Here is a 13,619-nt window from a genome sequence, read left to right on the forward strand (position 1 = left end):
TCAGGCCCCCTTCGCCAAGGCGATGAGGCAATGAATCAAGCGACTTCATGTCGCACGGTCTTGCTGTGTCCCTTCACCGTATCACGGCGGTCTTGCCGTCAAGGGCTGCGCGCCGATGGCGCTTGCGTCCTGGCGGCCGTCCTTGACCCCTGACTGCTGCGCTGCGCCGTGACTTCGACGGTTCCGGGCAATTCCGCCCTTGCAACCGGAGAACCGTCATGAACGACAAATCACACGTTTCCCTCGAACAGCACGTTTGCCTGGTCTGCGGCACGGCGTTCGATACCGGCGCCATCCTGCTGGACAAGCGCCTGCGCGCGAGCATGGAGCGCCACACGGCGACGGGCTGGGGCCTGTGCCCCGAGCATCAGAAGCTGTTCGATGACGGCTTTGTCGCGCTGGTCGAATGCGATCTGCAGCGCAGCGGTTCGCAGGCCGGTGGCCGCATGAAGCCGGAGCAGGCGTACCGGACGGGCCGCTTGGCCCATCTACGGCGCACGGTGTTCGCGCAGGTGTTCAACCTGCCGATCGCGGACGAGCAGGCTTGCGTGTTCGTTGAGCCTGGCGTGATCGAGCAGTTGCAGTCGATGACGGCGCCGGCGGCGAACTGATCGCGCCGCGCTGACTTCGGTGCGTCGTCCCTCGGGGGGCGGCGCACTTTTTTTCTGCTGCGCCCGGTGTCCATGCCTTCGCGCCTGCGGCGCTGCGCGCTTCGCTTGCCTCCAGGGGAAAGCCCTGCGGGCTATCCCCGCCGCGCGATGCTTGGCGCCCCTCAAAGACCGCCGAACCGACTGCGCCGGATCGGCCAGACCACAGCAGCCATTAGCGCAATCGCGCCTGCTTCCCGATGTCTGGCGCATGAGCTTGTGCATTGAGCCTTGAAGTCCGGGCGTCCCCGGCCAGGAAACATGGCCGGTCACGCTGTCGTGCGCGTTGCGCATCGAGCCGCCTGCGGCGTCTCGCCCCATTCGGGCTTCCATCGTTCCCTCGCTCCGCTCGGCTGACGCCTCCGGCCCGGCTTCCAGCTTCGGGCCTGCGCGCTTCGCTTGCCGTGCGGTCGGCGTGTGGGATGGCCGTTGCCTTGTCCAGCCGTCTCCCCTGACTTCATCACCTTGTCCGCGACTGTAGCCCGCGGCCGTGTCCTCGGCTGCGCCTGCGGGCCGCACCAACCCTGCGCTTGCCTCCTTGACGGCACCCGTCCGCGCGCTCCTGACCGTCGCGGGCGATGAACTCAGGAAAGACGGTGGCAACAGGGCCAACCGGGTTCCTCGTGCCGACCGCACCGAACAGCCGAAAGGCTGGGCTCCGAATTTAGGAATCCGGTGTGCGGTGTGAACAGCAAACCCTTTTTTCTTTGTCAGGAGAAATGCCATGCAACTCGCATCCCGCTTCGCTTCCCGTTCCCCGGTGCTGCGTTCGGAGCGTCCCTTGTCCGATGACCAAATCCGGGCCGTGGCCCCGTCCATCTTCGCGGACGCCCCGCACGAAAGCCGCTCCGAGCGGTACAGCTACATCCCCACCGCCACCGTGCTGCAAGAACTGCGCGGGGAAGGCTTCGAGCCTTTCATGGTGACGCAGACCCGCGTGCGCCACGACGACCGCCGCGACTACACCAAGCACATGATCCGGCTGCGCCACGCCAGCCAGATGAACGGCCGCGAGGCCAACGAAATCATCCTGCTGAACTCCCATGACGGCACCAGCAGCTATCAGATGCTGGCCGGGATGTTCCGTTTCGTTTGCAGCAATGGCCTTGTTTGCGGCGACACCGTGGCGGACGTGCGCGTACCCCACAAGGGCGACGTAGCCGGGCACGTCATCGAAGGCGCTTACGAAGTCCTGCACGGTTTCGACCGGGCGCAGGAATCGCGCGATGCCATGCGCGCCATCACGCTCGACGGCGGGGAATCGGAAGTGTTCGCCCGCGCTGCGCTGGCATTGAAGTACGACGAGGACAAGCCCGCGCCCATCACGGAATCGCAAATCCTGATGCCGCGCCGCCACGACGACGACCGCCGCGACCTGTGGAGCGTGTTCAACCGCACGCAGGAGAACTTGACCAAAGGCGGCCTGTCCGCCCGCGCCGCGAATGGCCGCCGCCAGACCACCCGGCCCGTGCAGGGCATCGACCAAAGCGTGCGCCTGAACCGCGCCCTGTGGCTGCTGGCCGATGGCCTGCGCCAGTTGAAAGCCTGAATCCCCACGCGGCAGGGGCAGGCAGCAGCCCTTGCCGCTTCTCTCGCTGCTGCATCCCAACCGCTAGGAGAAATCACCATGAACGCCGTACTCAAAACCGAAGCCATCGCCATCGAAGCCGCCGCACCGCTGGAAGTGGCCGACCCGTCCAAGAACCTGATCTTGGTTCCCCTCTCGCAGTTGCTGCCGCGCCGTTCCAAGCGCAACGTGCGGACAACCCCGCGCCAGTCCATCCCCGAACTGGCCGCGAGCATTGCCCGCATCGGCCTGCTGCAAAACCTGATCGTCATCCTCGCCGCCGATGGCGAGCAATACGAAGTCGTCGCAGGCGACCGCCGCCTGACCGCCTTGAAGTTGCTGGCGAAGAAGAAGCGCATCCCCGCCGACTACGAAGTGCCGTGCCTGCTGGTGCCCGATGCCTCGGCCCGCACCGTCAGCCTCGCGGAGAACGTGCAGCGCGAGAACATGCACCCCGCCGACCAGTTCGCGGCCTTCGCCGCGCTGGTCAAGGAAGGCCGACCCATCGAGGACATTGCCGCCGACTTCGGCGTGTCCCCGCTGGTGGTGCAGCGCCGCTTGAAACTGGCGAACGTCTCGCCGCGCCTGATGACCGACTACCGGGTCGGTGGCGTGACGCTGGAACAGTTGATGGCCTTGACCATTACCGACGACCACACCGCGCAGGAAGCCGCGTTCTATGGTGCGCCGGAATGGCAGCGCAGCCCGTCCAAGCTGCGCGAGCGCCTGACCGAGCGCGAAATCGACGCCACGCACCCGCTGGTGCGCTTCGCCGGGCTGGACGCCTACAGGGCAGCGAACGGCGGCATCCGCCGCGACCTGTTCGCAGAAGGCGATGCCGGAACCTACCTCACCGATACCGGAGTGCTGGAAACGCTGGTGCGCGACAAGCTGGAAACGCTGGCCGAGGACGTGCGCGCCGAGGGCTGGGCATGGGTGGAGGCCGTGCCGCATCTTGCCTACGAGGAACGGCAGGCTTTCCAGAACGCCCCGCGCCACCGCCGCGAGCCGACCACCCGCGAGGCCCGCCGCATCGCCTCGCTGGAAACCCGCCTCGAAAAGATCGACGCCGAACTGGAAGAAGCCTGCGACGCCGAGGACGAGGCCAAGGCCGAGAAGCTGGAACAGCGACGCGATCAGGTGGTCGGGGAACTGCAAGACGCGGAGGACGCCTTGCAAGGCTATACGCCCGAGGTGCGCGACGTGGCCGGTGCCATCGTCACCACCGACCGCAACGGCGAGGCCGTCATTCATCGCGGCCTGCTGCGCGAGGCCGAGGCCAAGGCGCTGCGCACGCTGGAAAAGCTGCGGCGCGGATTCGGCAGCACCGAAGGCGAAGCCGCCAACGACGAGCATGAGGACGACGAGGACGCGCCCAAGGCCGCGAGCCTGTCCGACCGGCTGGCGCAGCGGTTGAGCGCCCACCGCACGGCGGCGCTGCAAATCGAAGTCGCACGGCATCCGCAAGTCGCGCTGGCCGCGCTGGTGCATGGCATGGTGCAGACCATCTTGCAGCCCGACGCCTACGGCGATGGCCTGCCGCTGGGCGTGCGCCTCACGGCGCAAGACCGGCTGGAAGGCATGGCCCCGGACTGGCCGGAATCGCCTGCCGCCGTGGCGCTGCACGAACTGCAACAGGTAGCCGGTGAAGCCTTGCCAGAGGACAGCGGCGAACTGTTCGCCGCGCTGCTGGCGAAGCCGCAAGACGAACTGGTGCGGCTGCTGGCGGTATGCGTGGCCGCGACGGTGGACGTGGTGACGCCCCGCGCCACGACGCACCAGCGCGGCGAGGAACTGGCGCAGGCCGTGGGCCTCGACATGGCCGCATGGTGGAAGCCGACCGCAGAAGGCTACTTCAAGCACGTTTCCAAGGCCGCGATTCTGGATGCCGTGGGCGAGTACGCGCCCGAACAGGTCAACCGGCTGGCGAAGCTCAAGAAGGCCGACATTGCCAGCGAAGCCGAGCGGCTGGCGGATGGCACGGGCTGGATGCCCGCGATCTTCAAGGCCGCAGACCCGCAGGAGGCCGCGCAGGAAGAAGGCCCGGAGCAGGACGCCCCGGAGGATGCCAACGCCGTGACGGATGAACCCGCCGAGGCACTGGCCGCTTGACCCGCGCCGAAGGCAAGCGCCCCGGCCCGACCGGGGCGCTTCGCTGGAAGGAGAAGCCCCCATGACCTGCACCAGCACCAGCCGCCCACGTAGGGCGGCGACCTATGCCCCCGGCACGGTACGCGCTCGCCGCTGGCACGGCGAAGGCGACGTGCGCGGCTATCGTCCGCCCTCGGGCTGGACGGCCTGCGCCGACCTCACAGACATTCATCCCATCACGGGCCGCGCCTTGCCGCGTGCCGTGTGGTGGCTCATCGAGACGAAGGAATAGCAGCGGCATCCCCCGACACATTGAGCCGGGGGATGTTCCAAAATCCGGGCGCGGCGGTGGCCGCGCCCGGCTCCAACGTCCAAACCAAAATCGCCCCGTCGCCACCTTCAGCCAGGCGGCGACGGGGCGAGCGCGCAACAGCCTTGCGCGCGGCACGGCAATCGGTGCCCGCTGGCGCGGGCGAGGTTTCGATGGCGCCCCGCCGCGATGGGCAGGGCTTGTGGGGCTACGCCCCGGCTTGCTGCGGCAGGTTGTGCGAAAGCGTGCCGTCCTCGACGCTGGCGATTCGTTGCCTGTCCATCACGAAGGACGGTTCACCGACAGCCGCGCAGCCTCGCTATGGAGCTTCCATGCCACACCTCAAGCATGTGGCCGCAATCTGCGGCAGGGGCGTTCTTGCCTTGTCGTCGGGGCATTGACCTGGCCCGTGTCAGGACGCGCGCCGGTGCAGCCTTCGTGCGGGGATGCCGAGTCGGCCCTGTCTCCTTTCACGGGTGGGTCGGCCCAAGGCGTCCTTGTCTCGTTGTGAATCCTGGCGGTGGCGCGGCTGCGCCTCGGGCTTCATGGCTGCAACCGTCCGGCGAAAACAAATTCCCCTGCGCTGCGCGCATTCCTCGCGGGACAAATTCTTTTCGCCTCCCGGTTCTCCACTACGTTGCGACCGCAAGCGGTGCAGCCAGCCCGTCCCCCGCCGGCCGGATCACAACAAGGACGCGATGGGCGCGACCCTTGTTCAACCGAAAGGAGAAAACATCATGGCCAACATCGGCACCTTCACCGCAGACAAAGACGGCTTCACCGGCACGCTGCGCACCCTGACGCTCAACGCCAAGGTCAAGCTGGTTCCCAACGACAAGGGCAGCAGCGAGAACGCCCCCGACTTCCGCCTCCAGGCCGCAGGCCACGACATCGGCGCGGCATGGAAGAAGACCAGCGAAGCCGGGCGGGACTACCTGTCCGTGACCCTCGACGATCCTTCGTTCCCGGCTCCGGTCTATGCCCGCCTGATCGAGAACGAGGACGGCACGCACGACCTGATCTGGTCGCGCAGCAAGCCCCAGGCGGCGTAACCGCCGCAGCGCCCCGCCCATCGCGGCGGGGCGCTGTGCTGCTGATCGCAGCACATCACCGCATCACGCACGCGGCGTAGCCGCGTCGCGTTCACTCAATACGGCCTCCAGCTCCTGGCGCACCTTCGCCAGCAGCTCGTCGGCCCTGCGCGGGCTGTCGCCCGCATAGGCCAGCGTCAGCAGCGTGAGCGGGTGGATTTCCATCACCTCGCACAGTTCGGCCAGCTTGTGCAGGGTCGGGCTTTTCAGGTCGCGTTCGAGGGTACTCATATAGGTGCGGCTGGACACGTCAGAGAAGGCTTCCTGGCTCAAGCCACGCGCCTTTCTGACCGTCTTCAACGCCTTCGCCAATGAGTTCCCAGCCGCCACCTATGGTTTCCCTCGAAAAACCAAGATGACAGCCCATTGCGCCCTATAGGACTACAATCTATAGTGTTCATTTGGTGTTGTTCTACGTCTCTGTGCCTTTACGGAAATCCGTATCGGCAGGTTCCGGCAAAGCCACGGAACCGCATCCGTGCTTGCGCACGAAGGCACGAATCCGGCTTGGCGGTTCTGTGCTTCGGCGTGTAACCGCATTCGTGCATCATTTGGATTTGTGGGATCGCCGACCATGCCCCAGCCACTCACCACCGCCCCGGAGCGCGCGCAACTGCTCGCCAACGGTGCGGCCCGTGCCGCTGGCCGGGCCATCGACCCGGTGCCCGTGGTGCGGCTGTTCACGCCGGACGCGCACGTGACCTGGCTGCTGGCTGCACTCGATCCCGCCGATGGCGACACCGCCTGGGCCTCATCGACTTGGGGTTAGGGATGCCGGCGCAAGGCATCGTCAAGCTGTCCGAACTGGCCGGCATCGTCGGGCCACGCAAGCAGCCCGTGATGCGCGACCTCTATTTCCACCCCACGCACACGCTGTCGGAATACACCCGCTTGGCCGAGCAAGACGGGGCTATCCCGGACTGAACACAGCCTACTGTGACTTTTTCAGTCTGGTGTCATACCGGGCAGGTCTCAATCAGCATTCTTGCGGTGCAGCCGCACCAGTCTGATCCAAATAGACATGATGCCCGACGCGGGCTGCGGCAGGCTGGTCTGTACGGCGCCCCATTTCGGGGCGTTGCCGCCGCAGCATTGAGACGAATACCGCAACGCATCGGAGCCAATCGGTCTTGACACCCACCAGCCACCTTGCAATCCCTGATGTTCTGACGATGTAGCGCGTAGTCCTTCCGTGGCGGCCAGTCCTGTTCGCAGGGAGATGGCGTCATGGTCGATCGCAGCGCCGAGCCTTGGTATCCGACAGCCGCGTACCTGTACGCGCTGCATCTGGACGACCTTGCGCTCGCTTGGGAATACCTGCGCAGGAACCCCGACTACCGGCTCGACTGGCTGCGTCGCCATCGCCGGCCACAGACGGCACAGGGAGCGGCGCATCGCTGGGGCCTGCGCCTGCTGGAAGACCCAGCCCTGGATGCGCGTGACGCGCATCCGGCTTGGCTGCCTGGCCATGCGGCCGTGGTGCAGCTCTATCCCGATGCCGACCCGCCGCAGGATGCCGCCACCCTCGCGTTCTGGCGCATCCCCGGCCACAAGCAACTGCTCCACGACGGTAAGGGGCTGGCGCTGATCGCGCGCAGCCCTGGCCGTTGCCTGCGCTTCGCGTTGGCGCCCGGCCTGGAAGACGGCATGGCCGTGGCTTATGCCCATCGCGGCGGCGCTGCCGCGCATGCGCGTCGCCATACGCCCGGCCCAGCCTTGGCCGACGCCAAGCCCAGGCCAACACCTGCCGCGCTGCTGGAGCTGCACACCTTGCAGGCGCTCGACGCGACCCTGGCGGGCGCGTCCTTGCGCGATGTAGGCGAAGGGCTGTTCGGTGCCGACGCCGTGGCCGATTGGTACAGCGACGGCGGCCTGCGCTCCAAGGTGCGCCGCCTGGTACGGCGCGGCGATGCGCTGATGCGCGGCGGCTATCGCCACTTAGCACAGCTTCCGCCGCTTGAGAAGGGTCGTTTTGATGCGGACGCAAAACGGCCCTGATCGGAAACCCCTTGCTTCTTGAGACTGCCTCCATCCGGTCGCGCTGTGTGGCCGGGCGTTTTCAACCGATGGAGGTTCACACCATGCGTCCCGCTCCCTTGCGGCCTGCCGCCACTGTCTCGACCGCTGCCGCGCAGCCCCAACGCTATCTCACCAACGACGAAGCCGCCGAGTACCTGCGCCTGTCGCCGCGCACGCTGGAAAAGCAGCGCGTGATCGGCGGCGGTCCGCGCTTTCGCAAGTTCGGTCGCCGCGTCATGTACGCCGTGGCCGACCTCGACGCCTGGGCCGCCGACCGCAGCTTCGAGACGACCTCCGATCCCGAATACGCCGAGCACCACTCGGCCGACAGCCGTGCGCGCTGATCGGCGGCGCGCGGCAGGCCATCGCCATGTCCAGCACCGCGCTGCCGTCCCGGCAGCGGCCGTTGCAGGAGCGCGAACAGCTCGACCTGTTCCGCGCCTTGCCCGGCGACATGGCGCCGCGCGACAGCCAAGACCTGATGGCCTATCCGTTCTTCTCGCTCGGCAAGTCCAAGCGGGTCAAGCCCATCGACTTCCGGGCGGGCAACGTCACGATCCGCGTGGAAGGCACGCAGGAGCATGGCATCGCCACGATTTGGGATGCCGACGTGCTGATTTGGGCGGCCTCGCAGATCGTGGAGGCGAAGGATGCGGGCCTGCGGCCTTCGCGGCTGATCCGCGCGACGCCCTACGAGATCCTGCGCTTCATCGGGCGCGGCAAGTCGCTGCGCGACTACCAGCGCCTCAAAGCGGCCTTGGATCGCCTGCAATCGACCACGGTGGCCACGTCCATCCGCGAGACGACCGGGCGACGCCTGCACCGCTTCTCGTGGATCAACGAATGGAAGGAACTGGCCGATGCCAGCGGCACGCCGCTGGGCATCGAGCTGATCCTGCCGGACTGGTTCTATACGGGCGTGCTGGATGCCGCCCTGGTGCTGACCATCGACCCGGCGTATTTCCGGCTGACCGGCGGCATAGAGCGGTGGCTGTACCGCCTGGTGCGCAAGCACGGCGGCAAGCAGACATACGGCTGGCAGTTCGACTTCCGCTACCTGCACCAGAAATCCGGCAGCACCGCCAAGCCCTACGACTTCGCCTGCGACCTGCGCGCGCTCGTCGCGCGACAGTCGCTGCCCGGCTACGTCCTGGGCATCGAGCGGATGCCGGACAACGGCATGGAACTGCTGACCTTCCGGCCCGTGCCGCATACGGCACGGGGATAACTCGGGGAAAGCCTGTGAATGGCGTCGTGCTATCAGGCGTGCAGGGTATCGTGCTATCAGGCGTGGGACTATCGTGCTATCAGGCGTGCCAATCGGCCGCAAACCCGCGCCAGAACTGGGTTTGCGCGCCCTCTAACTTCCCTAACTTAATTTCTCTAACTTTTAGTAGGGAAACGCCGCTGCGGTGGACAACCGCCACGCGGCCACAAACGCAGCAGCAACAGCCGGGCTTTCCAGCAGGGAGGGCCAGGCCATGATCGTCGCGCTGCTCAACCAGAAAGGCGGCGTGGGCAAGACCACGCTCGCCACCCACATCGCCGGCGAGCTGGCGATGCGCGGCCAGCACGTCGTGCTGCTGGACGCTGACCCGCAAGGGTCATCGCTGGACTGGACACAACGCCGAAGCCAGCAAGGCTTGCCACGGCTGTTCAGCGCCGTGGGCCTCGCACGCGAAACGCTGCATCAGGAAGCGCCGGAGCTGGCACGCCGCGCCGATCACGTCGTCATCGACGGGCCGCCGCGCATCGCCGCCTTGGCGCGCTCCGCGCTGCTGGCGGCCGAGCGGGTGCTGATCCCGGTGCAGCCCAGCCCCTATGACTTGTGGGCCAGTGCCGAGATGGTGGCGCTGATCCGCGAGGCGCAGGTATTCCGGCCGCTGCTCCGCGCAGCCTTCGTCATCAATCGGCGCGTCAGCACCACCGTGATCGGGCGCGAAGCGCGCCAGGCGCTCGCGGATCAGCCGCTTCCTGCGCTGCGCGCGGAAGTGCATCAGCGCATCGTGTTCGCCGACAGCGTGGCCGCTGGCCGGCTTGCACGCGAGACGGCACCGGACAGCGCCGCCGCCCGCGAAATCACCGCCCTGGTGGACGAACTGCTGCGGTGGACGCCATGACAGCGAAGCCACCACCGAACAGCAAGCGTGCAGCAAAGCGCGTCGGCATCGGCGCGCGTCCGCCTGCGAATCCGCACGCTGAAGCGTGGATTCGGCAAGGCGACGCCGATGCGCTGGGCAAGGGCGACCTCTACACGGCCCGCCTCACCCTCGACATCACGCCCGCCATGCGGGCGCGCATCAAGGTATCGGCTTTCACGCAAGGCGTGACCGTGGCCGACCTGCTGCGCGGCCTGCTCGAACGGGAGTTTCCCGAGAACCGCAGGGAGAACACTCCATGACCGCATCCGCTTCGGCTGCCGCTGTCGCGGCCACGGCTGCACTGGCTGCACCTGCCGGCCAGCCCGCCAGCGCGCCGCTGACGCGCGTGGCACTGGCCTACATCGACCAGCGTTTCGGCCTCTATCTGCGCTTCGGCGAGCCGGCGCGCATCGTGCGGCTCGACCGCTGGCGGCGCTGCGCCGTGTTCCTGCCGGGCGCGGTCTTGTGCCGCATCCGTTGGCAGGCCAACGACTACGGCACGATTCGTTGGCAGCTCATGGTGATGCAGGCTTGCACGCCACTGGACGGCGCGCAGCGCATCCCCGGCGTGCAGCCGGGCGCACGCCTGCTGCTGCACGCCGAGGGCGACGGGCAAGTGCGCGCCGTGCTGGAACGCATCGACGCCATCGAGGCGCACGGCATCGCACCGACCGATGCCTCGCCCGCGTACTGGCGCACGCTCGCCAACCGGCTCGCTGCACGCCTGCCGCTGCCCGACTACACCACCGAACGGCACGCCGCTTGGCTGACCGGGAGGGCGCTGCCATGACTGCCGTTTCCACTGGCCGCACCGCGCCACATCCTCGCTCGCGCCTGCGCGCTCGCCTCGTACTGGTGAGCCTGTCCGCCTGCGGCCTCGCTGCACTGGCCTGGGCGTCCTTCGTGCATCCGCTGCCGCGCCTGATCTACAACCCGTCCGACAGCGTTCCCGTGGGCTGGTATCGCGTCGATCCGCTGCGCCATCGGCCCGACTCGCCGCCACGTCCGTTGTCCGTGGGCAGCATCGTCCTGGCCTCGCTGCCGTCAGATGCCGCCGCGCTGGCCGCGCGACGCGGCTACCTGCCGGCGGGCGTGCCGCTGCTCAAGCGCGTGGGGGCCATTGCGCCGCAAGAGGTGTGCATCGCTGGCGGCATCGTCCGCATCGACGGCGTGCCTTCGGCCGCCGTGCTGCGCGCCGACCGCTGGGGCCGGCCGCTGCCATCCTGGCAGCAATGCCGCCGCCTAGAACCGGGCGAGCTGTTCCTGTTGAGCGTGACCAACCCGGCATCGTTCGATGGTCGGTACTTCGGGCCGGTGCGCGCGTCCGCCGTGATCGGCGTCGCGCACCCGGTCTGGCTGGAGAAGCACCCATGATCGCTGCCGATTCGCTGCGCATCATCGTGCTATCAGGCGTGTCGATCCGGTGGCGTTCCGCGTGTCGTCGCGCGTGCAGTGCGAGCGCATCCGCGCTGCACTTCGCGCTGCCTTCCCATGTGCAGGCGTCTTGCCTCGAACGCGCCCGGCCTTTGGCCGTCGCCGCGTTCGCCGGCGCGCTGGCTGCTCGCGCAGCAGCGCCGCCGGGCCGCCGCTGCCCGGAGCGTCAGCGAGGGGCAAAGGCGGAAGGCAAGATTGAAGGGCGCGGCACCACGGTGCGCGCAAAACCAGTCTGCACGTGGGGGTGGCGCGGCACGCGCCAGGGTGCGGCTTCGTGCCGCCAGTTGCCCCAACGCCTTGATGCCATTGGTGAATTGGCGTGCTTCGCCCGCTGTGGTGCGATGGCACTGGATGGGGCCACGCCATGAGTCGGCGCGACAACTCCCCCGGCGAAGACCGCTTTCGCGTCCGCCTGGGCAAGCCCAAGCAGCGCGGAGACACCTTCATTGCCCAAGTGCTGCGCCAAGCTGGCAAGGCATCCAACGCAACCGGCGGCAAGCGGGGCAAGTCCCCCGGCTCGCGCCTGGGACGCGGCCACACGGCGGCCCGCTTCACGGGCCAAACGCTGTCGCCATTCTCGCGCCGGGCCACGGTCAAGGTGCGGCTGGTGTATCTCCAGCAGGCCAGCGGCCGATCCACCGTGGGCCACCTGCGCTACATCGAGCGCGAGGGCGTGGATCGCCAGGGTGGGCCGGGCCGCGCCTACGGGCCGTTGACCGACGAGGCGGACACCCGTGCTTTCGAGGAGCGCGGCCGCGAAGACCGCCACCAGTTCCGCTTCATCGTCTCGCCCGAGGATGCCGAGCAGCTCGAAGACCTGCGCACCTACACCCGCCACCTGATGCAGCGCATGGAGGCCGACCTGGGCACGCGGCTGGACTGGGTGGCCGTCGATCACTGGAACACCGACAACCCCCACACCCACGTCGTGCTGCGCGGCAAGGACGACACCGGCAAAGACCTCATCATTTCGCAGGAGTACATCACCCGCGGCATGCGCGAGCGCGCCGCCGGGCTGGCCACCGAATGGCTGGGGCCGCGCACCGAGTTGGAGATCCAGCGCACGCTGGCCCGAGAGGTGGAACAGGAACGATGGACGAGCCTGGATCGCACCTTGCAGCGCGAAGCCGTGGACGGGCTGGTCAAGATCGAACGCTTCGACGCCCCCAAGCTGCAACGCCAGCGCCTGCTGCTGATCGGCCGCCTGCAACGCTTGCAGCGCATGGGCCTGGCGACGGAAACCCAGCCCGGCACCTGGGCCGTACATGCCGATGCAGAGAAGACCTTGCGCGCCCTGGGCGAGCGCGGCGACATCATCCGAACCATGCAGCGTGCGATGGGCGGCCGCCAGCGCGAACTGGCCGTATTCCAGCCCGGCCAGGATGGCCACTCCATCATCGGCCGCGTGGCGGGCAAAGGGCTGGCCGACGAGCTGTACGACCGGGGCTATCTGGTAGTCGATGGCGCGGACGGCAAGGCCCACTATGTGGCGCTGCCGCCCAAGACAGAACTGGCGCAGTACCCTGTGGGTGCCGTGGTGGAAGTCAAAGGCTCCACCGACGTGCGCAAGGCAGACCAGACAGTCGCCGCACTGGCGACCGATGGCCTGTACCGCACCGACCACCACCTCGCCATCGCCAAGGGCCAACCCGAGGTCGTGGCGGCTCATGTCCGCCGCCTGGAAGCCCTGCGCCGGGCGGGCATCGTGGAGCGCGTGGCCGAGGGACTATGGAAGGTGCCGAGCGACCTGCCCGAGCAGGGCCGCCGCTATGACGCGCAGCGCCTGGGCGGCGTGGCCATCGAACTCAAATCCCACCTACCTATCGAGCGCCAGGCCCGCGTCATCGGCGCCACCTGGCTAGACCAGCAATTGATCGGCGGCGGCACCGGCCTGGGCGACCTGGGCTTTGGCAGCGAGGCGAAGCAGGCCATGCAGCAGCGCGCCGATTTCCTGGCCGAGCAGGGCTTGGCCGAACGGCGCGGACAGCGCGTGATCCTGGCGCGCAACCTGCTGGGCACGCTGCGCAACCGGGAACTGGTGCAGGCCGCGAAGGACATAGCCGCCGAAACGGGCTTGGAGCCTCGCCCGGTGGACGACGGGCAGCGCGTGGCCGGCATCTACCGGCGCAGCGTCATGCTCGCCAGTGGGCGCTACGCGATGCTCGATGACGGCATGGGGTTCTCGCTGGTGCCATGGAAGCCGGTGATCGAGCAAAGGCTGGGACAGCAGCTTGCCGCGACTTTGCGTGGCGGCTCCGTGTCATGGGAGATCGGGCGACAGCGCGGATTTTCGGTTAGCTAAGCCCATGGCCTTCAAGG

At 67.9% G+C, this 13,619-nt stretch carries 15 protein-coding genes and 1 pseudogene; 15 read left to right on the forward strand and 1 reads right to left on the reverse strand.

Annotation, left to right across the window (positions count from 1 at the left end):
• The first annotated feature begins 218 nt into the window (after positions 1-218).
• The 5 genes from QM772_RS19130 (at position 219) to QM772_RS19150 (ending at position 5,667) form a co-directional block, all read left to right on the forward strand.
• Positions 219-611 (forward strand): ATPase, encoded by a 393-nt coding sequence (locus QM772_RS19130; RefSeq protein WP_415139345.1) that lies wholly within the window; start codon positions 219-221, stop codon positions 609-611.
• A 760-nt stretch (positions 612-1,371) separates the two neighbouring features.
• Positions 1,372-2,196, forward strand: coding sequence for a DUF932 domain-containing protein (locus tag QM772_RS19135; protein ID WP_415139347.1), 825 nt, complete (start codon positions 1,372-1,374; stop codon positions 2,194-2,196).
• A 78-nt stretch (positions 2,197-2,274) separates the two neighbouring features.
• Positions 2,275-4,326, forward strand: coding sequence for a ParB N-terminal domain-containing protein (locus QM772_RS19140; RefSeq protein ID WP_415139349.1), 2,052 nt, complete (start codon positions 2,275-2,277; stop codon positions 4,324-4,326).
• A 61-nt stretch (positions 4,327-4,387) separates the two neighbouring features.
• A complete protein-coding gene (locus tag QM772_RS19145) occupies positions 4,388-4,597 on the forward strand; it encodes a hypothetical protein (protein WP_415139351.1) in 210 nt (69 codons plus the stop codon).
• Between the two features lie 755 nt (positions 4,598-5,352).
• Positions 5,353-5,667 carry a DUF736 domain-containing protein gene (locus tag QM772_RS19150; RefSeq protein ID WP_415139353.1) on the forward strand — a complete coding sequence of 105 codons (315 nt, stop codon included), beginning with the start codon at positions 5,353-5,355 and terminating at the stop codon, positions 5,665-5,667.
• Between the two features lie 63 nt (positions 5,668-5,730).
• Here QM772_RS19150 and QM772_RS19155 read toward each other — a convergent pair whose 3' ends face one another.
• On the reverse strand, positions 5,731-6,036 hold the full coding sequence (locus QM772_RS19155; RefSeq protein WP_415139355.1) for a helix-turn-helix domain-containing protein: 306 nt from the start codon (positions 6,034-6,036) through the stop codon (positions 5,731-5,733).
• Between the two features lie 244 nt (positions 6,037-6,280).
• Between QM772_RS19155 and QM772_RS19160 the strand changes: the two are divergent.
• The 10 genes and pseudogenes from QM772_RS19160 to QM772_RS19205 all read left to right on the forward strand — a co-directional run bounded on the left by QM772_RS19160 (position 6,281) and on the right by QM772_RS19205 (position 13,602).
• Positions 6,281-6,630: pseudogene (locus QM772_RS19160) on the forward strand (DUF2958 domain-containing protein).
• 303 nt (positions 6,631-6,933) lie between these two features.
• A complete protein-coding gene (locus QM772_RS19165; protein WP_415139357.1) occupies positions 6,934-7,704 on the forward strand; it encodes a DUF2285 domain-containing protein in 771 nt (256 codons plus the stop codon).
• An 83-nt stretch (positions 7,705-7,787) separates the two neighbouring features.
• Positions 7,788-8,069, forward strand: coding sequence for a helix-turn-helix transcriptional regulator (locus tag QM772_RS19170; RefSeq protein ID WP_003107109.1), 282 nt, complete (start codon positions 7,788-7,790; stop codon positions 8,067-8,069).
• A gap of 26 nt (positions 8,070-8,095) precedes the next feature.
• The gene (locus QM772_RS19175) at positions 8,096-8,953 is read left to right on the forward strand and encodes a replication initiator protein A (RefSeq protein WP_415139361.1); all 858 of its coding nucleotides are present in this window, start codon (positions 8,096-8,098) and stop codon (positions 8,951-8,953) included.
• A 253-nt stretch (positions 8,954-9,206) separates the two neighbouring features.
• The gene (gene parA, locus QM772_RS19180) at positions 9,207-9,845 is read left to right on the forward strand and encodes a ParA family partition ATPase (RefSeq protein ID WP_415139363.1); all 639 of its coding nucleotides are present in this window, start codon (positions 9,207-9,209) and stop codon (positions 9,843-9,845) included.
• Entirely contained in the window at positions 9,842-10,126 is a 285-nt protein-coding gene (locus tag QM772_RS19185) for a hypothetical protein (RefSeq protein ID WP_023101676.1), read from the forward strand. Before parA ends, QM772_RS19185 begins: the two co-directional genes overlap by 4 nt.
• On the forward strand, positions 10,123-10,656 hold the full coding sequence (locus QM772_RS19190; protein ID WP_415139365.1) for a DUF2840 domain-containing protein: 534 nt from the start codon (positions 10,123-10,125) through the stop codon (positions 10,654-10,656). The genes QM772_RS19185 and QM772_RS19190 overlap by 4 nt, the downstream gene beginning before the upstream one ends.
• Positions 10,653-11,240, forward strand: coding sequence for a S26 family signal peptidase (locus QM772_RS19195; protein ID WP_415139367.1), 588 nt, complete (start codon positions 10,653-10,655; stop codon positions 11,238-11,240). The genes QM772_RS19190 and QM772_RS19195 overlap by 4 nt, the downstream gene beginning before the upstream one ends.
• Entirely contained in the window at positions 11,237-11,668 is a 432-nt protein-coding gene (locus tag QM772_RS19200) for a hypothetical protein (protein ID WP_415139369.1), read from the forward strand. The genes QM772_RS19195 and QM772_RS19200 overlap by 4 nt, the downstream gene beginning before the upstream one ends.
• On the forward strand, positions 11,665-13,602 hold the full coding sequence (locus tag QM772_RS19205; RefSeq protein ID WP_415139371.1) for a relaxase/mobilization nuclease domain-containing protein: 1,938 nt from the start codon (positions 11,665-11,667) through the stop codon (positions 13,600-13,602). Before QM772_RS19200 ends, QM772_RS19205 begins: the two co-directional genes overlap by 4 nt.
• Positions 13,603-13,619: the final 17 nt, after the last annotated feature.

The sequence above is a fragment of the Ottowia sp. genome, assembly GCF_047601385.1.
In the GTDB taxonomy this organism is placed as follows: Bacteria; Pseudomonadota; Gammaproteobacteria; order Burkholderiales; family Burkholderiaceae_C; genus Ottowia.